The sequence below is a fragment of the Vibrio sp. B1Z05 genome, assembly GCF_052955985.1.
In genome coordinates, this window is the sequence record NZ_CP130463.1 from 1317357 (window position 1) to 1343259 (window position 25903).

Annotated in this window: 16 protein-coding genes; 15 read left to right on the top strand and 1 reads right to left on the bottom strand. The window is 43.7% G+C overall.

Annotated elements, in window-relative coordinates; genetic code table 11:
- Nucleotides 1-654: 654 nt before the first annotated feature.
- From QV280_RS06130 to csm6, 15 genes are all read left to right on the top strand, one after another.
- The gene (locus QV280_RS06130) at nucleotides 655-1362 is read left to right on the top strand and encodes a vWA domain-containing protein (protein WP_023403891.1); all 708 of its coding nucleotides are present in this window, start codon (nucleotides 655-657) and stop codon (nucleotides 1360-1362) included.
- Nucleotides 1363-1383: 21 nt separating this feature from the next.
- Entirely contained in the window at nucleotides 1384-1653 is a 270-nt protein-coding gene (locus tag QV280_RS06135) for a WXG100 family type VII secretion target (protein WP_023403892.1), read from the top strand.
- 8 nt (nucleotides 1654-1661) lie between these two features.
- Nucleotides 1662-2993 (top strand): hypothetical protein, encoded by a 1332-nt coding sequence (locus QV280_RS06140; protein ID WP_023403893.1) that lies wholly within the window; start codon nucleotides 1662-1664, stop codon nucleotides 2991-2993.
- The gene (locus tag QV280_RS06145) at nucleotides 2983-3360 is read left to right on the top strand and encodes a hypothetical protein (protein ID WP_023403894.1); all 378 of its coding nucleotides are present in this window, start codon (nucleotides 2983-2985) and stop codon (nucleotides 3358-3360) included. Before QV280_RS06140 ends, QV280_RS06145 begins: the two co-directional genes overlap by 11 nt.
- Nucleotides 3353-3574, top strand: a complete 222-nt coding sequence (locus tag QV280_RS06150) for a hypothetical protein (protein WP_023403895.1) — start codon at nucleotides 3353-3355, stop codon at nucleotides 3572-3574. Before QV280_RS06145 ends, QV280_RS06150 begins: the two co-directional genes overlap by 8 nt.
- On the top strand, nucleotides 3567-6752 hold the full coding sequence (locus QV280_RS06155) for an FtsK/SpoIIIE domain-containing protein (protein ID WP_023403896.1): 3186 nt from the start codon (nucleotides 3567-3569) through the stop codon (nucleotides 6750-6752). Before QV280_RS06150 ends, QV280_RS06155 begins: the two co-directional genes overlap by 8 nt.
- Entirely contained in the window at nucleotides 6749-8482 is a 1734-nt protein-coding gene (locus QV280_RS06160) for a Card1-like endonuclease domain-containing protein (protein ID WP_023403897.1), read from the top strand. Before QV280_RS06155 ends, QV280_RS06160 begins: the two co-directional genes overlap by 4 nt.
- Nucleotides 8483-9070, top strand: a complete 588-nt coding sequence (locus QV280_RS06165; protein WP_023403898.1) for a hypothetical protein — start codon at nucleotides 8483-8485, stop codon at nucleotides 9068-9070.
- Nucleotides 9063-9791, top strand: coding sequence for a PP2C family serine/threonine-protein phosphatase (locus tag QV280_RS06170; RefSeq protein ID WP_023403899.1), 729 nt, complete (start codon nucleotides 9063-9065; stop codon nucleotides 9789-9791). The genes QV280_RS06165 and QV280_RS06170 overlap by 8 nt, the downstream gene beginning before the upstream one ends.
- Nucleotides 9788-11284 (top strand): protein kinase domain-containing protein, encoded by a 1497-nt coding sequence (locus QV280_RS06175; RefSeq protein WP_023403900.1) that lies wholly within the window; start codon nucleotides 9788-9790, stop codon nucleotides 11282-11284. The genes QV280_RS06170 and QV280_RS06175 overlap by 4 nt, the downstream gene beginning before the upstream one ends.
- A complete protein-coding gene (locus QV280_RS06180; RefSeq protein WP_152820985.1) occupies nucleotides 11281-14718 on the top strand; it encodes an AAA domain-containing protein in 3438 nt (1145 codons plus the stop codon). The genes QV280_RS06175 and QV280_RS06180 overlap by 4 nt, the downstream gene beginning before the upstream one ends.
- Complete coding sequence (locus QV280_RS06185) at nucleotides 14715-16859, top strand: hypothetical protein (protein ID WP_023403902.1); 2145 nt, start codon at nucleotides 14715-14717, stop codon at nucleotides 16857-16859. The genes QV280_RS06180 and QV280_RS06185 overlap by 4 nt, the downstream gene beginning before the upstream one ends.
- Complete coding sequence (locus QV280_RS06190) at nucleotides 16859-19825, top strand: hypothetical protein (RefSeq protein WP_023403903.1); 2967 nt, start codon at nucleotides 16859-16861, stop codon at nucleotides 19823-19825. Before QV280_RS06185 ends, QV280_RS06190 begins: the two co-directional genes overlap by 1 nt.
- A gap of 3 nt (nucleotides 19826-19828) precedes the next feature.
- A complete protein-coding gene (locus tag QV280_RS06195; RefSeq protein ID WP_023403904.1) occupies nucleotides 19829-23770 on the top strand; it encodes a DUF2357 domain-containing protein in 3942 nt (1313 codons plus the stop codon).
- Nucleotides 23771-24174: 404 nt separating this feature from the next.
- A complete protein-coding gene (csm6, locus tag QV280_RS06200; protein ID WP_023403906.1) occupies nucleotides 24175-25305 on the top strand; it encodes a CRISPR-associated ring nuclease Csm6 in 1131 nt (376 codons plus the stop codon).
- Nucleotides 25306-25478: 173 nt separating this feature from the next.
- Here the strand turns inward: csm6 and QV280_RS06205 are convergent, their stop codons facing one another.
- Entirely contained in the window at nucleotides 25479-25790 is a 312-nt protein-coding gene (locus QV280_RS06205) for a helix-turn-helix domain-containing protein (RefSeq protein ID WP_255209307.1), read from the bottom strand.
- Nucleotides 25791-25903 lie beyond the last annotated feature (113 nt).

Here is a 25903-nt window from a genome sequence, read left to right on the forward strand (position 1 = left end):
AAAACAATTAGTGAAATTACAATTTTATTTGAATGTCAGTATCGTTGGCTAGGCAATATTCGAGAGATTTGAAACATATTACACCTGGCTGTATTTTGGTCAAAATCGAATGTTATTACTGCAAAAGAAATAGAGCCTTCTCTATTAACGCAAGCCAAGTCAAACAACGAAAGAGTTGTTGTAGACAATGTTGAGTTGCCTGCAATATAACTTAACTTATTGATGTGGTATAATAAATACCTTGTTTCGGAATTTGAGTTAGATGGTGATAATAAGAAAATAGTAGTTCAACTACTTGGGCTGTCAAGCCATCAAAATTTTCGTAATTGGGCCGAGAAAGCAAAAGCAGACCTCCCTAATATCTAAATCATTTTGGTACACCTGTTACGTTACTCTATATAAGGACATTGTTGGAATGAATAAATTTATGTGTTTATGTTGTTACAAGAGCAACGTATAACCTTCCAGGCTGATTGGCTAAAAGCTAAACCTGAAGAGTCATCCACTATTTAGGTTAATAGAACCTATGTAAATCATTCTCATGAATAGCGAGAAGGTAATGCCTTTTATCACTTCACATTTCGCTATGCATTTATGAAATAGTTATTTTGATCAACCAATTAATATTGCTATTGGTGAAGAGGAAAATAAAACATGTTTGATCCCAAGAAATTTACAGTGCCAGCCGCAAAACCTCTCCCTGTCGTTCTGCTTCTGGATGTCAGCTACAGTATGTCTGGAGACAAAATCGAGAACCTTAACAAGGCTGTCGAGGATATGCTGGACACCTTTGCGCAGGAGGAGAAGATGGAGACAGAGATTCTTGTTTCTGTCATCACTTTCGGTAACCAAGTGGAACTGCATGTTCCCTACACCAAGGCTTCTCAGGTGCAGTGGCAAGGTCTGCGGGCTAACGGTATGACCCCGATGGGAACCTCCCTCAAGATGGCTAAGGCCATGATCGAGGACAAGGAGACCACTCCGTCCCGAGCCTACCGCCCGACGATCGTTCTTGTTTCAGACGGGCAGCCTAATGACAGTTGGGAAAGGCCGCTGAAGGATTTCATTTCCGAAGGACGATCTTCCAAATGTGACCGCATGGCAATGGCTATCGGACGTGATGCGGATGAGACGGTTCTGAAACGTTTTATCGAGGGCACGCCACACGACCTTTTCTATGCAGAAAATGCCGGGCAATTGCATGAGTTTTTCCAGCGAGTGACCATGTCGGTGACCATGCGTACCCAGTCAAAGACCCCGAACGTGGTACCGGCTCCGTCAGAGATCAAACTGGACGGTGGCAGTGTCAAGTCGGCTACAACTGAGCCAACCGCTTCGTCCGACGATGAAGGTTACTGGTAAATAAAAATTTGGAGGTGAATCATGCCACAGGCAATTGGCGACCCTGATGAACTTGACCGTTTCGCGCAATCTTTGACGCAGTTCATCGACACGTTGAATGACGCGGTTAACGGTTTGAATCATAGCTTTGGTGTCCTTGGGGATACTTGGCAGGATGAAAAGCGAGCGAGTTTTGAAGAGGACTATAACGCGCTGGTTCAGCAGCTTTCTCATTTTGAGGCGAATGCATCGGAACAGGTTCCTTATCTTCACGCTCTGGCTTCACGTTTAAGAGATTATTTACAGAGTTAAGGTGGGGAATGGCGTACGTATCCATTGAACAAGTTGAGAGTCTTGAGGAGGCAATTGCCGGACTTCAGTCGACCTACGACTCCATGGAAAGTGCCTGTCAGGTTCAGATTGCTGCTACTGAAGCCAAGTTGACCGAAGTACAGCAGGAGGCCGATAACAGCGCTCAACTTATGGATGCTTCGATGGAAGCCGAAATGGGGGCTGGGCAGCAACTGGAACAGGCTAATGAGCAGCTTTCTTCAGCTAATGAGCAGTTGAGTTCCGCTTATTTATCTCTATCCGCCTGCGAAGCGCGTGGGAGCTATAATGACGATGACAACAACTATGAACCGCCCAACTGTTCATCTGAAGAGGCTAACATAGCTGCCGCAGAATCAGCCGTCACAGAAGCAGCATCCGCTGTTAAGGCTGCTGAGGAAGCTTTGGAAGCTGCGAAAGACCACCGCATGCAGATGGAGCAGCGAAATGAAATGGCCCGGCAGTGTCTTGATATGGCAACTCAGCTGGCGGAAACAGTGCAAACGGAGTGTGCAGCTCGAATTGCCAGTGCTGCGGCTCACCTTGAAAGAGGAAAAGCCCGATTGGAAAGCGCCAAGGTAGCTCTCAACGCTTATCTCGATACGCACCCGCCAGCTGCGGACTTTTATGCATGGCTGAAGTGGACTCCGGACTCAAGTAAGCCGGTTACGCCAAAGGAGCTGCATTCGAGGCTGAATCTATCCGTTCAACAGCAGCGCTATTATTTTGAATATCTCACTGATCGTGATCCGGTATTCAGAGCCAAGATTGCGGACTACAGAAGCCAGCTCGAAGCCGCCAACGGTCCGGCTGAAAGGCATGCGGTTCAGCTTAAAATCCGCCGAAACCTGAGTGGCTACTGTGGCGAAAAAATTGTGGAACAGGCGCTGAGTCCGCTTGGACATAAAACGGACACGCAGGCCCGGACCACATTTGAGGATGGTAGATTTACCAAAACTGACCTGATCATCGAAGATCTCAAAGTACCGGTTATTCTCGGTCGTGGTGAAGGTATGAGTGCTCCGACTGGAGGCTCTATCGCTATTGAAGTTAAATGCGGCCGGGCTTCGTACCTTTATTCTCAGAAAGATCACATGGTTTTCCAATCCGGCGGGCATCAGGAAGCTAATGCATCGATGACGGTATGTTCACGCGACATCAAGGATTTAACTCCAGAACAGGAAAAAGAACTGCGTGAGGCCCTTCGGAGTGCCGGATCGCCATTACTAGGCATGCTCCCGACAAAAGACGAGATCGACAAAGCCTCTTGGGACATAGTGAACGGTTCTAATGCAAATAACGGAGGAACTCTTGAAAATTAAGATCGCTCTGATCCCAAGTGAACGCACCAGCAAAGCTCAGGATCTTTCTTCCAAGCTTCAGAATGCTATGGAGTCAGGTGAGATGAGTGCTGTTGATAAGCTCACGGAAGAACTGTTCTCGTTAACGGATAGTGAGTATTCCCTGTCCTTACCGGAAGAATACTGGCACCAGCTAATTGAAAAGGTTAGATGCTCTGATGACGATTTCAAGTCCGACTACATTATGTCCAAGCTGCAACTCGAGACGATTATTGTAGCTGGTGTAGCTGAATCATTTGCGGATGTTTTAGGGGTTATTGAACAGGCATTAAAGGCTGATGGTATCGTCCTTCAGCTTCCATTTGAAGAAGAGAATACCTATGTTTGATGATCTATTTAATGTGACTTCACAACAGATGGTCAAATTTTCCGACACCGTCAGAGACGAGTTTGGTCAGTCTATTGTCTCAGACGTATTCGAGCCCCTTTTGCAGGACATCTCCGACCTTCAGCAAGTGGGAGAATTGTTTCAGACCCGAGCCGCCGAGATTGATCAGTTAACTGGAGAGGTGCTATCGATAGGAAGAATGTGTCATGAGTAACAGCCGTAAAAACAGGGACTCCATGCCTAAACGTCTGTTCGATGCCGTTGGCGCAATGAATAAGGCGATTCTAAGGAAGGAAGATACTTACCACCAGCTTCAAACTGAACTGAAGCAATCGGAGCAGGACTGCAACAGAGCTATAGGAAATCTCCGGGCTGTCAGCGAATGTGTAGAAAGAGGCGAACTGGCTGCGTTGCATGATAAAGAGACAAAGTTGCAAAAGGATCTGCAATCGCTAAACAATGAGATCCGCATCGTAGAGGATCATATAAAGCAGGTTGAAAAATCCATTTCCGACCTTGCGAATGATAAGGACAGGCTTGACCGTGAGATCAGCCAGCGCTCCACCTTAATTTCAATCATAAAATATGTATTTGGTGATGCTGAACGAGAGGAATCTGAAAAAATCCTGAGAGAGATTAAAAAGAATGAGCATGGCAAAGATGATTTAATCAAAACCAGCTCCAAACTCAGCTCTCGAAAGGCTAGTTTGGAGAATCGGCAGAATGACCTGAAAGTTGAGCTTGCAGGTATCCAGACCAAAATTAAGCGATTGAGTGATTCCAAACTCGCTGTAGTCAGAAGACGAAACGACGCGCTGAATTCTCTCAAGTCAAAAAAAGAGCAGATTCGCGAGAGAAAACATCGGGCGCACGAGGAGTTTGAGAAGAAATGGGTTTCGGCCCTGAAGAATCTTGATGACCTATGCAAAAGGGTCCGCCTGCGTCAGCCGCATCTGAATGAGTTAGTAGCCGAAAATATCAATACGGGCACCATTTTCCCTGACGCTCTGGCATTTGGGCGCATGTACCTTACCTATCAGAACTGGAAAGGTTATATCCCACGGCTGATTCCTTTTCCTTTTAAGACATCGTTCTGGTTACCCGACCAGACTACAGGGCATCGGTTGATTCACCAGCTGATGCTTCGGCTGATGCACTGCTTGCCGGTCTGCAATGTTGAAATTACCGCTGCAGATCCGCTGAGATTGGGCACTTCTCTGGACCCGTTTCTTTCCCTGTTGAATGTAAAACGGCTCTTTCCCGAGCAGCGATTGCTGACCCGGTCGGACGAACTGGAAAATGCTCTGGCCCGGTTAACGGATTATGTCGAGGATCTGCTTCAGAATAAATTTAAGGGAGAGCTCAAGAGCTGGTCCGTCTACAATGAGGTAAACAGCAGCAATCCCATACCATATAAACTGTTGCTCATTTTTGGAGTGCCGGAACAGTTGACGGACAAAAGCCTCTGGTACCTTGGACGCCTTCTGGAACACGGCCCTATCTGTGGCGTTCTTCCTGTTTTGACCATTGATGAAAGTCGGCTGGAGGACCGCAAGTTTACGGGGCTGCGCACCGCGATAGACAAATATGCTAAGAGAATGGATTCCATTGTTCCAGCAGAGATACTGACCAAGCATGTCTCTGAAATCAATGTTGTGGAGGAACAGGAGTTCTGGCTTGGACGTTCTGAGCTGACCGATTTTCTGGCATCTATATCTGACCGATATGAACAGAGCGCGAAATTCAGCAAAAGCCTCACTGACCTCTGGTGCAATTCGGACTACTGGAGTCACGACGCTGTTCAGGGTGTACAGGTTCCGATCGGCTGGACTTCGGATGGCGAGATCGTTCATTTCTCTATCGGCGGGGTGAATACAGAGCACCATGTTCTTCTGGCGGGGCGTTCAGGCTCTGGAAAATCGAACCTGCTTCATGTTCTGATTCATAGCCTCTGCCACACGTATTCACCTTCGGAGTTGAATATCTACCTGCTGGATTACAAGCAGGGTACAGAATTCAGTGTTTATGCTTCCCCTCCGCTTCCTCAGGCAAAACTGGTGGCTACAGAGAGTGATCCTGAATACGGGGTAACTGTTCTGGCGCATTTGACGGAGGAGATTGAAAAACGGGCTCAGGAGTTCAAAAGCCGGTCTGTCCGCGACTTTTATGAATACAGGGAATCTTCAGTAACCGATCTCCCGCGTGTCTTGCTGATTATTGATGAGTTTCAGATCCTGTTTTCTGAGGGGCGGCAAGTGGCAGCTCCCGCAGAGAAAATGTTGAACAAGCTGCTGAGGCAAGGACGGGCCTACGGCATACATGTACTGCTGGCCACCCAGACACTGAAAGGAATCCAGTCTCTTTCAATGGGCCAGTTGATAAGCCAAATCGGCTGCCGGATTGCCCTTGCCTGCAGCGAGGAAGATTCCGCGATGATTCTTGGTAACAGCAACTGGGAGGCTTCCAAATTGAGTTGCCCACCGGAGGGCATCATTAACAATTCCAACGGGGCAAAATCGGAAAATCAACGGTTTCTGATTCCATTTGCCGATAGTCGGCTGTGCAAGGATCACATTACCAAGATTACTCAGTTCGCAGACCAACGTGGTTACTGCAGCTCAACAAGAATATTCAACGGCTCGCGTCTGCCGGAAATGCCTACAGCTGCTTGGTTCAAGTCAAAAAGCCATGAGGCGGTGCAACTTCACCTTGGTGAACGTTTGAGTTTTGAAGCTGAGCTGTTTTCACTGACATTGGTTAACCGACCGTCATCGAATTTACTTATATCCGGCTATAGCGATGCAATCCACGACGGTCTGCTCGCCTCCATCCTTCAAAGTTTGGGTGCTCAGAATGGCATCGATGAAATTATCTACTTGAACGGACGCTCCATAGTGCCGGTGGGGGCATCAAAATATCTCGATGGTGCCGGAAGTAGACCTATTTCAAAGCACGAGAGTGTTCCCGCATTGAATCTGGCCGAGATCTCCAAGGAATTACAACAATCAAAAAGAATTGTGATTATTGACGGACTGGATTCGGCCAAGGAATTTCACTCCGGTCCAGCGAATTTTAGACCGGTTAAGAAAGATGAGCTACCTTCCCCACAAGAGAGCCTGAAGAAAATTCTGGAAGACGGTCCGCTACAAGGGACATTTGTTATTGCATTTGTGGATAACTGGAAGCGCTGTAACTCATCGTGCAAGGACCTTCTTGGGTTCTTTGAGATGCGTGTCGGATTCTGCATGAATGAAGATGATGCTGGCTCATTCGTCAGTGGAGCAATAGGAAAACTTAAAGGGCTTGAAACAGACAATCGCGCTGTCTTTGCCGATCGCTTGAAAAATCAGGTTAGTTGGGTACGTCCATACATAAATGGGGAAAGTTTATGAAGAAATATTTAATGACATGGTACGGAATGACTGATTTTAGGGCCTCACTCGGGCTGGAACGGACAACCGGCCCGGTTCTTGGAGCTTTGCTGGCGGAAGATTACACCAACGCAGTAATCCTTGGTTTCACACATCCAGATAAAAGAGAAAACAAAGCCTATGAATTTCAGCAAAAAACAGCAGAGATCGAGGGTTTTGATTCTGCAACCGTGAGAAAGTTTCTCGATTTGTTTTCTAATACAGCGGAAGCGCATAATCATTTTAATCAGTGGCTTCAAAAGCAACTTCGGGATGCAGGTAAAACGGTTGATGTGCATTTCCACCCTGTGGAACTGACGCATCTCAATGACACGGAGGGCATCTATGAGGCCGCGACTCAATCCCTGAATACTGTTGCCGCATCTGAAGGTGAAAAGCTCGCTACGCTCTACCTGAGTCCGGGGACTCCGGTTATGGCTTTCGTTTGGGCTTTTGCGGCTCTGAGGCACCCGACGCTAAAGAAACGTCTTATCGCATCTTCTCAGCCCGGGAGACCTCCTGAGAGTGTTTTGCTCCCAAAAGAGTGGATGGAATGGCACGCAAAAGCCATTCCTGAAAAAACTGGAGAAATTGAGCACTTTGATGCGATATTTCATTTGTTCGGAGAGCAAAGGATGCCTAGTCTGCTTGGAATCAATCAATTCCAAAGTCAGGATCATGTATTTGTAAATTCGACAGACTTTCCTGCCAACGTGATGAAGCAGTTCATTGCCGAAAGTGGGTTTTATGAACTCTCCGTCGATCCTTATGATCCTGAAAAAGTGAAAACTGAAATACTCAATATTGTTGAAGCTCTGCCATCAAATTATCGTATAGGATTTAATTTAACTGGAGGTACTAAGCTTATGTATGCAGGTGCATTGGCTGCATGTAGAAAAGTGAATGGGATACCTTTTTATTTTGACAATCGAAGCAATAAAACTATTTTTCTGGACACCTTTTATTCAATACCAACAAAAACCATAAACTCAGTATCCACATTTATTCAATTAAATGGAAATGATTTGTGGGTATCAAAGCATGGTGATTGGGAAGATATCCCTGGTGTAAACAGCTCTGAAAGGGATAAGTTAACTTCGGAGCTTTGGTTAGCTCGCTCAAAAATTTCGAAGCTGTATAAACATCTTGTTAAGTTTAATGACTCTGATGAACCTTTTAATGTTTCTGATGAGGGAATTTCGGCTCAGTTATTGAGTGACCGTCAAGCTGAAATTAAGATAAACAATAAGCTTTTCAAATTTGAAAAGTGGCCGAATTTTGCTCGTTATTTATCTGGAGGTTGGTTTGAAGAGTATACGTATCGTCAATTAGAGCCCTTGTTAAATTCAGGACTAATAAAAGATCTTAAGATAGGTTTGGAAGTGTCTGTTGATGATGGGAAAGGTTATTCATTTTTATCTGAATCTGAACTGTACCAAGAGTTAGATATCACATTTACCGATGGTCGTTCGCTTTATGTTGTCGAATGTAAAGCAGGAGGTGTTAAAAGTGATCAAATAATGAAATTACAGAACATCGTTAGATATTTTGGTGGAATGTCTGGACATGGAATATTAGCTTGCTGTTTTTCGCCCAAAAACAAAGTTGTTCGTAAAAAAATTGAAGATTCTAGCAATATTCATGAAGTTGCAGGTAGCTCTTTGCAACACCAAATTAAGTCAATTGTTCTCAAAAATAATAAGTGTCTATAAATGAATAATAGCATCTATATAATTGTTCAGTCCTCAGGTCGTATGAACGAGATGGGGAAAATTCATCTGCTGCAGAATCTGTGTCGTTATGCGACTCAGTTAAGGCTGATAGATCAGGAAAAATACTCAGACTCTGACATCCGTTTTTATCAATGGGCACAGAATGTTTCTGAGGCCGCTTTGCAAAGCGACGGGGATATCCCTGCTTTAAACGCTGAAGGCTCATCGAATCTATGTGCTATCTCCGATTTTCTGTCCCAGTACCTGAATGATACTGGGAGATTAATGGTTCTCATTTTGTCTGACGGCAATTTCCCAAATTCAGACATCGTAAGCTTTCAGAAGCAACTAGGCACATTCACCGACCTGATCATTCGAACTGTTGCAGTCGGTGCTGATGCTGACTTGTTGAAGTTGAAGAAAATTTCCACAAACAGGACTGTTTACCTTTCGGAGAATATAGCGTCAGCGATAGACGGTATAATCTTTGGTTCGGATGAGCCGTTAATCACGCCATCATCCACAGCTCAGATTCTGCAATCCGCACCACCTGAAACAGAAGAACTAGAGGAAGATTGGGATGCTTGAGCAACTCTGGAATAGCTGGGGTGCTACAGTAGTCGGGCCCCTACATGTTAAAGCTGGAATTCCAAATCAAGATTCTTGGATGGTACGCCGGTATAAATGGGGGAATGTCGTTGTTGTATCCGATGGCCTAGGCAGCAAGGCACATTCAGATCACGGTTCAAAAGCCGCTTGTCTTGCTATGTTTGAGGCAGCCAAGAGCTACCATAATACCCCCGATGCCAATATCGTTGATATTTTAAGGCTCATTCATGCCAACTGGCTTGTGAAAATAGCTCCGTACTCTTCAAGAGATTGTTCGGCTACATGCCTTTTCGCCATCCAGAACGAAGGAATAATCACTCTTGGACGCCTTGGTGACGGAATGATTGTCGCCCTTGGAGAAACTGGCGAAAACGATCTTATTCTCTGTGATAACAAACAGGATTCCTTCTCAAACTACACAAACAGTCTTCAACAGGAGTTTAAGCCAGATCAGTGGGAAATCGCAACGATTGAAAGCACGGCATGCTGCGCAGTTGTGCTATGCACCGATGGTATATCCGATGACTTATTACCTGAAAAGCAGATGATTTTTGCGCAGGAACTCCATTCCACTTATGCAGACCTGGAAACGGAGGAAAGAAAGAGGGATCTTAAACGTTGGCTCAATGAATGGCCGGTTCCGGGACATTCTGATGACAAGACGATCGCATGTCTGTTTAAGAAAGGAGGCTTCCAATGAGTCAAAGATTCAACGAGTATGTGGATGAATATCAGAATGTACACATTCAAGACAAGGTGCTCGGTCAAGGAGGCCAAGGGGTCGTTTTTCGTACCAAGGACCCTGATCTGGCGATCAAGCTTGTTACAGATGAAAGCGGAACTCCGGTCACTGATGAGGAATCGGTGGAACGGTATTCAAAGCGCTTTAAGCGAGTCCGACTCCTGCCTTTGCCAGAAAACCTGAATATATCCGTACCGGCAGTTCTGCTTCAAAACAATGCCGGTTATGTGATGCAGCTTTTGAGTGAAATGGTTCCGTTCAGTCATTTCTGGCTCGATGGCAAGTCCGCAGAAAATATTGGTACAGACGATATACCGGCATGGCTTTCGGCAATGCCTGAGAACGAAGCTAAAAAGATTGTGCATTATTACAGAACCGGTGGGCTTAGACGCAGGCTTCATGCGCTATACAAATGCGCATCATTGCTGGCACGCCTTCATGGTAATGGTATGGTCTATGGTGACATTTCTCCCAACAATATCTTTATTTCAGAAAGGCTTGGTGATTCAGCTGTCTGGCTGATTGATGCTGACAATATTCGATTTGAAATCACCGCAGGTGGAAGTGTTGTTTACACACCAAAATACGGAGCCCCCGAGCTGGTACAGGCCAAAGACGGTGGAAGACCTTCAAGTGATTGTCATGCGTTCGCGGTCGTGGCTTTCTACCTTCTTTCGCTGATTCATCCTTTTGTCGGAAAAAAGGTAGATGGAACGGATGAAGGTGACTGGGCTGATGAGGAAAATGATAGCGAGGATGTTGAAGATAAAGCATATGCAGGGTTGTTCCCTTGGATTGACGACCAAAATGATGATTCAAATTCTTCCGACAGCGGTCTGCCTAGGGCCCTTCTCTTTACAGAAAAACTGGTCACTTTATTTGAGGGAACATTCGGCTTAGGCAGGAAATTCCCATTGTTGCGGCCGACCATCTATCACTGGCCTGAAGCTCTCGCTCAGGCAGCTGATATGACTGTCACGTGCCCAGACTGCTCTATGAACTATTACTATGATTTCATTCACCCGGAAACAGGGGCTCACAATTGCCCTTACTGTAAAGCGCAGAGGCCGCAGGTGCTCATTCTTGAGTCTTATCGATGGAATGGACCGGATAAACCCATAAACTCACCATGCTGGCGGTATGTACGTGAGATCTCGCAGGGGTCAGAGCTGGCTGTACCTAGACGAGTCTTTGCTGAGTTTGCAATGCTTGATTCGGATACAACAGAGGTGCTTATATCTTCGAGCAATAATGGTATTTTGATTAAAAAGTCAGACCATGGCAAAGCAGATTTGTCTGTTGCTGCTGACAGTTATCCGCAGAGTGGTTTTAAGAAATTGTATTCACAAATGAAAATAGACCAGTTAACGCCGGATGTTCAGTTCTGGATGTTCGCAAATTTGAATAGTCCTCGGTTGGTTAAATGTATGATCTACGGAGGTGGCAAATGAAACTGAAAGACATAAATGCTGAAATTACCTTTGAATTATGGTTGAAACCGGAGTTGTCTGGAGAAACTCCAAACATTGGTATTGGATATATCGCACCCAACAATACTGGACAGGCATACAGATTAAGAATCGATGGCCAGCAGTGGAATGTACTGCTTCGTGATCCCTCGGCCGAAAAGGATCTGAATTTTCATCTGAAAAGAGGTTGTGCGCACCTTGCTGAGGTAATGCAGGTTGCCAAGGACGACAGTGCGCTTGTTAAAATCATTTTTTTCAATGGTGAAATCGTTGAAGTTGGTGACGTGGAGATTGGCATTGATGAACGCATAGAATCAACGGCTAAAAGAAATGGCATTCGCTTTAATGGAGTTGAAGAGCTGGGGAACGTATTAAATGAAAAATGCAAAATCAGCGTTAGCGGAGAAGATTTCTTTCTGCTCATGAGCGGCCCATCCACCAAGGCTGACTTTGAAGCGGATACTTCTGAGGATCAAGACGCGCCCGACTTTCAAGCTGTTGTGCAGGAGAAGTACCGGGTATTCTCTATCTCTGGGGAGAGAGTTCGTATCCCTGTTGAAAGGCGCAATGTCGATAAGTCAAAGGACATCTATTTTGCGACTAAAGCGGTCTTCAAGGATAACCAGAAAAGTGAAGGATCATTGCGGCTGGCAAGGGGAGCCGTCCTGTTTTCTGACTACACCAAGACAGGTCGCATTCGAGCTTTAGCTGCTGGAGCGATGAGTCAACTTACTAAGGAGACCGGGAGTTACTTGAAACAGTGGGACGAGTACGGTGCAATTGAAGGTGAAATGCTGCTAGCCCGGGCCAAAGCAGTTAGCAGAATAGACTATCATGGCATTGAAAAGACAACAAAAGGTGTTAAGTTCTTTGTGTCGTCAATTTCGGATCAACTTACCGAAGGCGATGAGATAGAGATCACCTCCGAGGAGCCTTTATACATCAAGAATCCGGATCTTACATGGGAAGCCTACAGCAAGGCTCTGGAAGAAAAATTAGCTACCAAAAAGGAGCAGAAAAAGAACGATGCTGAAATGCCAGCTTCTGTTTATGCCCCGATCCTTAAACTTTCAAAAACCAGCATCGAATTGGACTTGCCGTCAATTCCGTCTGATCCAATGTTTTTGATTCTGTCCATCAATGGAGACAAGATTCAGATTGAAAGACGAATGCGGGCACGCTCAGCCATTCTGGAAGGACGCTGTGCTAATCCGCTTCTCGGCCTGTTAATTGAAGAAGGAGGAACACTCCCAGACATTCAACGTGTCACCAAATTGAAGCCTTTGACGTCCTTCGTGAAAGAGAAGATTTTTAAGCATCCTCCCACAGACAGGCAGGTGGATGCTATCGACGTCGCATTGAACACCCCGGATATTGCTCTTATTCAGGGGCCTCCAGGAACAGGCAAAACAACTGTAGTTACAGCAATTCTTGAAAGGCTCAATGAGGAATATGACAAAACCAAGTCGATAAGAGGTCAGATACTTGTATCCGGTTTTCAGCATGATGCCGTTGAGAATATAGTTGCAAGGTTGAGTGTTAATGCACTTCCGGCAGTTAAGTTCGGCAGAAGGTCCGGTGACTCGGAATTTACGGAAGATGCTGTCACTGAAAAAATTAACAAATGGTGCTCCAATGTCGCCGAGAATATTCGAAACAAAAACCCCCAAATCGCTCAGACTGAGGATCAGGTAAGACTGATGGAGCTGTTTGTCGCATATTCAATGTGTCCCTCGAAGAACAACACAGTCAGTTTAATGAAACGTATTCTGGATTTGCCCAGAGACGTGATTTCTGAGGATATCACCAATGAGGCTGAAGAAATCATCAACTTCCTGCAAACCGAATTGAAGTCGAATGATCCTTCCACCTTGCGGCTCGTTAGAGCTCTGCGTGTCAGTGAAGCAGCCTTTGTTGACGACGGCGCCGCAAGAGCAGTCGATTTGCTGGATAAGATAGAGGACGGATCTGTTAATCCGGATTTAAGTGTTCTTGAAACAGCGGCGCGTTGGCGCAACGACAAGCCGTTGAGTTTTCTTTCTGAGCTCAGAGAACTGAAAGAAGCTCTGCTCTATAAATATCTGCCTTCGCCTGATTTCAGGACAGAAAAACCAAGAGAGGATGTTTTGAGATTGGTGGCAACAGTATCTCAGCTTCTGGAGAAAAAACTCAATTCAAGCAATAAACGAGATGCGATACTGGCAGAGTTTTTACATGAGCTTGAAGATAACCCTGATGGGGTTCGTGAGGCCATAGAGGACTACAACTTTGTGTATGCTGCAACCACTCAACAGGCGGTTGGGAAAGACATCATCCGCTCAAAGAATAAAAACGTCCGATATGATCAGCGAACGGAAATGGTTAAGTACGATACGGTGATCATAGATGAGGCCGCGAGAACCAGTCCGAGAGACCTGCTTATCCCGATGTCTCAGGCGGAAAAAAGAATAATCCTTGTCGGGGACCACAGGCAGTTGCCTCATTTGATTGATGAGGAGGTCGCAAGAGCTTTGGAAGGTGACGATTCATCCAGTCAGTCGATTGATGTCGATTTTGTCAAGAAAAGTATGTTTGAGTACCTGTTCAACCGTTTGAAAAAACTGGAGGAGAAGGATGACATCAAGCGAACAGTGACGCTTGATGCTCAGTACCGAACACACCCACTGTTGGGAGATTTTGCAAGCCGCAACTTTTATAACCAGTACAATGAAGGTTATCGTTCTCCTTTAGCTGCTAAGTATTTTTCTCAGAAGTTAAAAGGCATCGAAGATAAAGCAGCAGTATGGTTTGATGTACCTAATAGTAGAGGGCCAGAAGGTTACAACAAAGAGGGTGGGAAGAGATGGAGAAGTGTAGAGGCAGAAGCTATAGCTGAAAAAATTAATATGTGGATCAAATCGAAAGAATCCTGTGCAGAATTTATGCAGGAACTGACTGGTGATACGAAGCATTCAGGTCTGAGTTTTGGAATTATTAGTTTTTATAAACCTCAAGTATTTGAAGTCTACAGAGAATTAGAAAAATACGGTGTCACGGAGAGGGCACAGGATGGTACATGGCAGATATGTCAGGAATACCGCTTTCTTGAAAATGGTGAAGAGCGGCTCCGTATCGGCACTGTTGATGCCTTTCAGGGCATGGAATTTGATATTGTGTTTCTTTCCATGGTGAGGTCTCAGGACATGAATGCCTTGCCGTCTCATATACACAACGAGCAGGATTACAAAAAGAAACAGCAAAAATTATTCGGCCATCTCATGTCGGAAAACCGATTATGTGTGAGCATGAGTCGTCAGAAGAGGGTCTTAGCCATTGTGGGAGACAGCGTCTTTACAAACACCCAGATCGCTGTGGATGCAGTTCCGGCTCTGAAAAACTTCTATGATTTGTGCCATGAAAAGGGGGTAATCCTATGAGTGCGCCCTCTATAAAAAAATCAGCAAAAGATCATCGTCCTAAAGTAATTAGTTTTCGCACAGCATTGGATGGATTGAACATCGCCGCCAGACAAAGTGTTCTATGGCCATGTCACGCCTTCAAAATCTCTATTCCGCAGAAGAAAAAGAGCGGCCTCAATGTGTTTGAAGAAGCTGTATTGAAGATAACAGAGATTGAATCTGGCGACACAGAAAATATTGCATTGGTCACTTGTTTGGAAAAGGAGCTGGTGGCCTTCATTCAGAATCGCCTAAACCAGCTCGGCCTATTGAATGATCGTTATGAGTTGTCTCAGTATGGACTGGAACTTCTGAATGAGTGGAAGAATAAAGCAGACGGAAATCTGGAATACACCGTGGCTACAGTGTTTGTAGATCTGCTGTCCGGGAAGCTTCTTCCATATGTTAGTATGGGGCAACAGAGTTATAAAAAAATCTCAAGGATTGGTGACAACGGATTTATTGATTTTCTAATCAATCCAACAAATGATAAGTCGACGGTCAGCGCAAGACAGATACGCCCTACAAAAGGCTCTTTCTGGAAAGCAGTTCCTGATTCTAACGATATCATCAGAGCCATCAGGGAGTTCAAGAAGAAATATAAACGGCATGCCCTGTTAATCCAAGATGTCGGTCAATATCCGCCTCCGGTGCCGATGGCTGAAGCCATATCTTTAAATGAGATTCCTGAACTTGTTTACTTGCATTGTAATGTCCTTATCCAGATAGGAAATTCTGACCTTTTAGTGACGGATGGATGCGGATTTGGCTTTTCTGAAAGCTTTGCTAATTACCTTACTTCTCAGGACTGGCAGTGGGTCATAGATTTGAAAAATAAAGGGGTTATCGACCGTCTGAGCTCCGATCAAAGCAATAAGGAAGTAGAGAACGAGTCTTTAGAGGCGGACTGGTTGAAAAAATACCCACAGATAGCACGGAGGCTTCGACGCGCACAAGAGTATATTTCAGACGCTGAAAAGATCGATGTTGATTCATCTAATGATGAGCAGGAATTTGGCCGCTTGACCAGCTTGGCAGTAGTCTCCTTGTATGAAGCAATAGAATGGGCGCTGAGATTTGTTGTCTCTGGCAACCCTGTGATTCACTGGGAACGCTTGTTCTCGTCACAGTCCTACCGGGAGAATGACAAGATATTGCGCTCGTTAGCTACCAAGATTGGGCTTGATGTTCCTGACAGTTTAAGGGGCCTTCTTCAAGTGAAACCTGGAAAAATCAGAGCTTTTGAGCGCGGGGTTTCAGAGATGCAGCCGCTACTAGCTTTGGCAATAGCTGGTGCGATAAATGATCCCCAGCACCCGCTGAATCATCTGGCTATTCAGGACTCTGGATGTCTCTGCTTTATAAATGCGCTGAAAAAAGTCAGGGATCCTGTATCTCATGGAAATTCACCAGATGTTGAACTCTCGCCGGAAACCCTCAGGGGCTATTGCGATAGAACCACTCGGCTCATCCAGTCCCTAATACCTGATATAACTGAAGATGATTATACAGCAAAAATAAGGAAAGGAAGAGATATTGATCAGGTCAGATTGAAAGCCAGGATCGATTTGGATAAGTCATTAGGAATTGGATTTGTTCAAAATATTTTACCATTATTGCGGGAAGAGTTGGTCAAAGCAACGATATTAAGCCAGAAGGAGACTCTGGATGACGAACAGCTTCAGCGCTATATAAATTTGTTGGCGTCCATTATGCAATTGTCGTTGTTAGAAGCTGCGAAGGGCCGGAGAACATTAGTCAAAAATCGAAATAAGTTGAGGGATGAAGCGATTGAAAAAATCGTTCAATCTGGTTTTTTTCCAGCGCCTGATGCAATACCTGCACAAATTAGCACAGTAAATGTGGATCGACTATATCGTGCTACTCAAGGCTCAAGCACAACTCTTGGGGCTCAACTTCTTGCACTCTGTTTAGTCGCATCAAAAAGTGAATTGTTAGATCTAAAAAGGTGTTTTCCGAATTGCTTTGAGCTTATCTCCAAGTTGATAAAACTTCGTGGTCACGGTAATCATCATCAACTTGACTTTACAAGGGAAAACTTGGAGTCATTAAAAATAAATGTATTCACACTAGTCAAAATAATTATGGAAGTATTTTAATGAACTCTAAAAGAAATAATAGCACCCAGGTAACTGTAAATAATGGAAAGGGAGGTCAGGCTGACAGAACTATATACTGCAAAGAGGAAGACCTCCTGAAAAAACAGCAGGAACTGAAGGAATTAGAATATTCTCTGAGCCAAAAAAAGACCTCTATCGCTCAAAAGGAACAGGCGCTAAAGGCTGCTAAAGACGTGATAGCCAAAAAAGAAGCTGAGATGAATGACAAACGTGTTCATCTAGAAGAGATGGAGCTTCAGGCAAAAAATGGTTTCCCGAAGCTCTTTGAGGAAAAGTTTGCTGGTTTAAGAAAACAATTGGAGCAGCGGGAAGCCAAGTGTATGGACGAGTTGGAATCTCTTGAAGGAGAAAAAGAAAAATTGCGGCAGAGAGAGGTGGCGGTACAAAAAGCTGAAGTCCAAAGGGACAATGGGTATGCAGATGCTCGGGCAAAGCTTGATGACGAGCTCTTCAATCTCCGGAAAGAACAGGAAAAAGAGTTGGAATCTCTTGAAGGAGAAAAAGAAAAATTGCGGCAGAGAGAGGTGGCGGTACAAAAAGCTGAACTTCAAAGGGACAATGGGTATGCAGATGCTCGGGCAAAGCTTGATGACGAGCTATTCAATCTTCGGAAAGAACAAAAAAAAGAGTTGGAGTCAAAACGAGCATACACTCTGACTGCGATTGAAAAGGAACTTTCGCAGGAGAGGGCATCGAGAATAGCAGCCTTGGAGAAAGAGGTCGCTGATAGATTTAAAGCTCATGAGGTGGCGATTCAACAGGAAAAGGATGAGCTCGAACAAAAAAGGAAAACTCTCCTGAAGGATCAAGCTGAGCTTGATGAGCTCAAGGATGAGCTTGAGTACCAAAAGCAGCGCCTTCAATCTCGTAAAGAAACTCTTGAAGAAAGAGAAGTGACTTTGAATCTTGAGGTTGATACCAAGATTGTTGAACGGAAACAATCTTTCGAGAATGAGAAGTCTGTACTTAATGATGAAATTGCCCGTTTGAGAGACTCCCTCAAAACAAGCTGTGCTCTCATTTCAAATTTCGAAGAACTGAGGCATAAACTGGATGATGAAGACCCAGCCGCTGTTTTACTCAAACTAAAAACGTATGAAGAGGAAATTAAAAAGCTGCGCGATGACCTTGCCACACGACCCACACAGGAAATGCAAGAAACTTTTGATCGCTTGAAATCAGAACAGAGAGAACTGCAGCAGACCTACGAGCGACTCGCTGAAGAAAATCAGGTTCTCAGAAGTTCAGCGCGCGCACAATCGGATCTTGAAATGCAGGTATCAGAGCTGACCGATAAAAATAAATCTTTGCTGAGGCGGTTTGAATCAATGGATGCCGAAAATAATCGATTAATGGAGGAACTTAAACGTTTACAATCCTCGTACGAACGTGAACAGGACCGTGAGGCAAGGATTCGGGATATTGAAGAGCCTTATGTTCAGAAAGTGTTACCAAGATCAACTAAATTGATAAAAGAAGTTGAACAGTATCGCCCATTAACGGCTGCTAAAGAAAATGGCAAACAACTAACTTCCGAACAATCTGAATTATTGGTAAAACTTGAGAAAGATATAACGAAAGGTGAGCTAGAATGGCTCGATCATATCAGAGAGTCTTGCATTGACTACGGTTTAAGGTTCCCGCGCCGGATACTCCATGCGTTCCATACTGCATTAAAAACCTCCGAGTGGTCTCCTGTGACGGTTCTAGCTGGTGTTAGTGGTACAGGCAAATCTGAACTCCCTCGGTTATATTCTCATTTTGGAGGTGTGAACTTTCTAAGCCTTTCTGTTCAGCCAAACTGGGATAGCCAAGAATCCATGCTTGGCTTCTTTAACTCAATTGACAATAAATTTGATTCTCAACCTGTTCTCAATTTGTTGACTCAAACCCAAAAAAGAAAATCAGAAGAATACCCTCTTGGTCTCAAAGATGCTATGAACCTTGTGTTGATGGATGAGATGAACCTTGCTCATGTTGAGCTCTATTTTGCCGAATTCTTAAGTAAGCTTGAACAAAGACGTGGCTGTAAAGGTAACGAGGTTCCCAATCTTGAAGTTAAACTCGGTGCGGGTATTCAACATTATGACTTACCACTGGGAAGGAATGTACTTTGGGCTGGTACTATGAACCAGGATGAAACAACCAAATCCCTCTCAGATAAAGTATTAGATCGCGGAACAGTTATTAACTTTCCTCGCCCAACAACTCTTGAAAGACGGAGTAAACTAAAACCATTGGGTGAACGAGAAGCTCTACTATCTCGTAAATTGTGGGAAAGTTGGTGGTGTAGAGAAAGTAAGTTCACAGATGATCAAATTTTGCCATTCAAAAGCTTTATTGAAGAGATGAATATATCACTATCCATGGTTGGTAGAGCACTAGGACATCGAGTATGGCAATCTATCGAATACTACATGGCAAATTATCCAGACGTGCAGGAAGCTCAGAGGAATAATGATGATGTAAACTTAGCTAAAGCGATGAAAATCGCTTTTGAAGATCAGCTTGTCCAGAAGGTTATGCCCAAATTACGTGGTATTGAAACACGAGGAAAATCCAAAACGGAGTGCCTTGAAAAAATCCGAGCTCAGCTAGTTAGTGGAGACTACTCAATTGTAGCGGATTTTGATTGGGCGTGTAGTGATATTAATTATGGCCAGTTCATCTGGAGTAGTGCTAATTATTTAAAGGATGATGTTCCTGTAGAAGAACTCAAGACACAATACTCTGAAAGTCTTGATACAGTCGTTTCTATGCAAGTGGAACCTAGCACCAATGTAAATACATCAAACCAGATACCTGATGAGCTTATTAACCATGCTAGAAATCAATCAAAGGACCTGTGTCAACTGACAATAGCAGAGATTAAAAAGGTCATTGGGTGTTCAGGAAAAGAAGCCAAATCCCTGAAAGAGTTGTGCAACAACACGAAGGAATCATAGGTTATGGGGGGGTCCTTAAAGATTGACTCTATCGAGTCTTTTTACAAAGCATTGAAGAGTCATGATGAAACTAAATCCAAGGCCGCTTTGATGCTACTAGCACGCAACTGGCTTACTGATATGACGAACTTTGATCCTATCTCTGGCTATGCTCAGCATACGAGCATCATGGAATTTTTAGGGGCAGAGGCGACGTTGATGCAGGATACACAGCCAGATAGAGAGGTTAAGGAGCGCTTATATCGTATTGTGTCGCACACAAAAGAAGCTGTACTGGCAATCATGGAGCATACTCAGGATAAAATATTACGAGAGCATGCAATGCTGCCTATATATGCAGCAAGAGAGGTTGACAGCAACAGTGTTCAATGGCTCAGCCGTCGGCCGGGAAGAACACTCCGAGAGAAGCTTTCCGGTAAACCTTATATGAAGGCTGTCAGAAGGAGATCGAGTGTTGATACAGCAGAAAACCGACTATTAAGAGCTTTTCTATCTCGGCTGGAGCGTATTCTGATTGAAAGACAGATTGCTTTGTCTGCAACGACAGAAGAGACCTGCGAGGAACTGCTTGTTTCCCTTCAACGCTGGCTTAGAACTGAAGATGCCACTGAAATTGGCAATTGGGGCAATCTTCCGCCCAACAACACGCTTCTACAGAATAAGCGTTATCGGAAGGTCTGGGATGGATGGCTCTGGCTTCAAGCTATCGATGAGCAGATCATAGAGGATAGCAAAAGAGTCAATAGGGATGTCCTCAGCGTTCTTTATTGGAGTACCCTTTCCATGCTTAGCCATAGTGGTCGCTTCCGGATAGTTCAGCAACCGGTCAGTCTTGATTATGACAGTTTTTCTATAGCTCCAGAATTACCTGTCCGAGGATTTTTGTTTTCTGCGTGCGACTCCAAGCTTAAAGGCAAGATAAAAACCATAAACCTGGAAAAAAAATTTGGCTTTGTAACACGAGAAAGTGGCGGCGATTTATTTTTTCATAAAAGCAATTTTTCAAAAAAATTAGCGTTCGATTCATTATCTATTGGAGATGAACTTTCTTTTACTATCGGCAGTAACCGACAGGGCGAATGTGCTGACGACATAACTCTTCCAGCAGAAATCATCCCTGTCGATTTCAATTTGACGGGTGATAAATGGAAGATACAAGTCTGTGAGGATAAGTACTTATTACAGATCGTTTCTGGGAATCTTGTTATTGAGCAAACTCAGGGCGCACAAAAGAAAATAAAAATAGAGGTAGCATCTCTCAAAGGGATACCGAAGGCGATACTGTCATTAATCGAAGATGCCCCGTTTGAATACTCTGCACCGACTAATAATCAAAGTGGCTCAATACGGATGGATAGCTCTGTGGTGGATCTGTGTTCTATCCGTCCCGCATTCACGAATAATACTGGTTCTCAGGTACATCTACCGTTCAGGTTGCTTCAGCAAGTTTGGATACATGAGGACGGCACGAAACAAATTATTGATTGTGGCAGTGCAACGGCAATAGTTCTGCGATCCGACATTCAAACTATAAGCATGCTGAGTCTATTTTCATATAGCTCAACACTGTCCGATGCCTTCAAAATTAGTGCATCGATGTTTTTTACAAAAAAGTTGAGTGATTATATTAAGGTAGACAAGTTGACCTATCTTGTCCCTGATTGGGGCAATGACTTCGCTCTGGAGGGAATAAGAAAAAGCGTCAATTTTTACTTTAATGAGTCTACACCTATTCCCCACAGCATAGCTGCTATCTTTGCATGGCAATCATCGAAGCAATTTCTACAGGACAAAGTCCGAGAGAATGATTTTGTGCTGGTAGTTGATTCATTTGACGGCGGCATTTCAATAACCCCAGTTCAGGCAATATACCAAAAAGAGCTGGACGAAAAATTGCCTGAGACACAAGGCATCAGCTGGGAAAGACATCCTACGATTAATGTGCCAAACAGAAGCATTCATATTGCTATGGCTCGCAATCTTGATCGTAATACCTGCCAGACATCTGAAGAGCTCCTCCATTTGTTCGGCTTTGATGGTTTAACCAATGACTCCGGGAATGTATCCTTTGTGACCAATGAGCACTGGTATCACTTATCGGGTTCTATTCGGGATGTTTTGACTCAGGATTTAGATCTCAATCTATTTTCAAACGACGCTATCAGTGACTACTTGAATTCTACAAACAGGGATTGTCGGGGAGTTGGTGTTTTTATCCTGCCTCTTGAGGATACAATCAGGAAACCTGATGTGCGAATGGATTACAAGTGGCTGGGGTCTGCATGGTCGACAATTAAAGGCTGCCAGAATTTAAACAGATGGCAAGAGGAAGTTGATGACATTGCCCTTTGGCGTGATCATCTTCCAAAGCTGTCGATCAGAGTTGTACGTGATGGCCATTTTGAAAATTTCTATTTGGTAAAAGATGCGACAGTAACACCGCAACGTGGCAGAACTGTGAATATACCAGTAGAAGAGTCATTTACTCTTCCAGCCGGACAAACGCATTACAGTTTTCCTCTGCAACAGGGAGAAGGTAATAAAGAAATGCAGTTTATTGCATACCTGAAGTCGCCAGCATTCCCTTTGAAAGCGGCCACGGCCTGCAAGCTGAAGATGACCTACACCTATGGAGCAGATGATCCATACGAATTAAAATTCATTCCGTTAGATTCAGCGGAACCCGGTTTTAAATCCATTCGGGTTGAATGGCGCTCAGTATCAGAGTGTGGGGCAGCCGATCTTGATAACTTGCCGGTTCCAGATTTTCCAGCCCGTAAAAGCTGGTTAGATTTTCAGGAGTTTCCTAAAGAGGATGGCAAAAACTTCTCTGACCTTTTGGACTGGGTCAAAAGAGACATCGAAAAAATCTCTGATATCTCACACAATGGCCGTGTTTCCGGATTGATACCTAAGTGGATAGACAAAGGAAAAGGTAATGTTTTCTGCTTTATTGATGATGTGTTTGTTCACAAGACCTCGTTGCATCTGAGAAAGGATCAAGATTTGCCACAACGTGGTGAATTACTCTCATTTTATAAAGTAAAAGATACGAAAGGAAAATCATCAGCAGAAGATGTGACAATCGGTACAGATAGTCCAAAGAGCTGCTTCTTATCTAAAAGTCTCCGATTTCCAGCATTAACCATCTGGAATCATGACCACTCCCTTTCAGAGTCAGATGTGCCTGATAGTTTTAGAGACACGATATTCGAAGGTACTCAAAAAATTATATCAATAATTGAGTCAGAAAATATGCCGGACTCTTTAAAAGAGGAGCTGTTCTTCTTTCTGTGTTGCCAACATAAGGATGCCCCAGAGGTTGTTGGTTCCCGACTTCTTGAAGCTGTGAATGATAAAAATCTTTTGCGGAGGTACCACAAGAACATTGCTTTCGCCATCGGTAATGCCGAACTGCCATACCAACAAGAGCTATTGGAGAATGCTATCAACCCCATTGATAATGAGGGCCTAACCAGATCCATTACCATGGAGGTTTTGTCGATAGCCCTTTGGCGTTCCAAAACATTGATCAACAAATTGACTAAAGAGGATCTCGAAGCTTTATCCGATAACTTATATGGTTGCCTTGAGTTCGACTTTCAGAAGGTTGTTAATGATGGAAAAGGATATCAGGTAGCGACTCTCTGTAAGCATTTGGAGCTTCTTCTTGCTCTCCTTAGAAGCCGAGGGATTGAGGATGAAGAGTTCAAAATGGTTTTCGCTCCAGATAATGATTTGACCAAAAAATATGTGACCTTGGTAGATGATATTTCTAGAATAGTATTTGATAGTGACATTGAGCTAAAGTCCCGAATCAGCCTTCAAATTGAAAAGCCGGAAATGTTCCTCAACACACCTGATCTGTTATATGCATTGCGGATGTACCTAACAGGTGATTTTGGAGCGAATACTATAAGTATTACGGGAGTAAGTGATGAGTAAACCAAGTTTTTTTAGTTGAGTACACACAGATAGTAGTTGTGTTGAGTGACCCTAGTCCTGAATGTCAACAAGGTAAACTGTACAAGTATGAGTCCGCAACTCTGCTGCTAATTACCGGAAAAAGCCCGTTTGTACAGGAGTCGCATGTCATGGAGCTATTGCTCTGTAACGAACGCTTAGGAGTTTGCTACCAATCACATAAATACCCTAAGCTTTACTATGCGGGATGGAACTACCTAGGATTGAACCACGTCATACTGGGAGGTCATCAACTACTGGGTGAGATAGATAATGACCAGATCCCAGTCTGGCAGTATCCCTTACTCAAGAGCTGATCGTTACTTTTAGCCAACCAGATATGTGAGATCATAGCTACGCAATTAACTAATTTATAAGAGAAAATAGTGAAAAATATTCTAGTTGCTGTTACTGGTGCAAGCCCACAAGTACTGACTGAAACCATATACGCTTTATACTATCAGGGAAAAACGATGCCTGAGGAGGTATTCGTAATAACAACAGAAAACTCAAAGCAAGTATTAGTTGAAGGTTTGTTTGAGCAAGGGTATTGGCAATCACTGCTAAAAGATTACTCCTTACCGAACATAAAGTTTGATGAACAAAATATTTGGTTAATCACAGATGAGCAAGGTAATGCGTTATCGGACGCAAAAGGGGAGGATGAACAATCTATTATGGCGGATTTCATCACCCAGAAAATGGCAGACTTAACGTCTGATGATTCTGTATCTATCCATGCTTCTATCGCTGGTGGACGAAAAACAATGGCTTTCTATATGGGCTATGCCATGTCGTTGTATGGTCGCGAGCAGGATGTACTTAGCCATGTGTTTGTTGATGATGATTTTGAATTTGTTGAAGATTTTTTCTATCCAACACCTTATGACAAACATATTGTTGGCCGGGACAAGAAAAAGGTCATTAACACGAGAGATGCGAAAGTAACTTTGGCTGAGATCCCTTTTGTAAGGATGCGAAAACAAGTAGATCCGTGCATCTTCAATCAGTTTGAAAACTACTCTTTTTCTAAAACTGTATCAGCGCTGAACAGCGCAGCCAGCACAGAAACCAAGGTATCCATATTTACCAAGGAGCGCTCGATTGAAGTTGCTGGTGTAACCATTAAGTTGACGGCTAAACAGCTTGCAGTTTATCTGTTCATACTTGCTCAAAGTGGGCGCAAATTGACAACAGATAGGTACTTTGAAGAAAACCTTGAATATGCAGCGCAATATCTAGACATACTGCAGGTGCTTAAAGCTGATGTTCGTACTTACCAGAGCTTAGGCTTAGAGGATGAAGGATGTTGGAAGCAGGGACAACTTGTAAATAAAGGGGTTGGTAAAGATGTAATCCAAACTTCTCGGAGTAACTTTCATAGCAAGATAAAGGGCGCTTTAGTTACTGAGCTTTATGACAAAATCTGTATTCACTCTGATGGTGCAAAAAGTGGAGCTACTTATAGCATTTCGAGTGACGTCCATTTTTATTGTGATGGTATTACCTTGTCTTAATATTTTAGTTCTATCCGTTTGATACAAGTACATACTCATTTCATAGTTTCCTTAGGGGAGATGCATTAGACAAGCTACATCTGTTGGGCAAAAGAGTAAGAAATGCAACAGCATTATTAATGATAGAACAACCAAAAGAAGTCATTTTTTTATGACTTGACGTCAGAAGGTTATCAATTAGGAATATACTCAACCACATCCTCAATTTTACAATCGAAGAATTTACAAATGGCTTCAATTGTAGTCATGCTTGTATTGTACCCTTTATTATTGGCAATTTTAGACATAGCAGAACTTTGAACTCCGACATGCTCAGCAAGAAAGCTCAAAGTGACTTTTCTTCCGTTGTATAGAGGTTTTGCCTCTATTAATTCCTTTATCTTATATCTAATCAAATTATTATTCTTTACTGATATAAAAACCGTCTTGATAAGAACTATTTTGACTCCTATTATTTGTCTTGTGAAGACAAAAAAGGAGGTCATATGGATCAAACTTTATTAACAAGCAAAGAACTCGCAGAGAGAATAAAATTTAGCGCCAACTACATTAACTCTTCTCTACGAGATTCCATTTTTATCGAAGGTAAGCATTACAT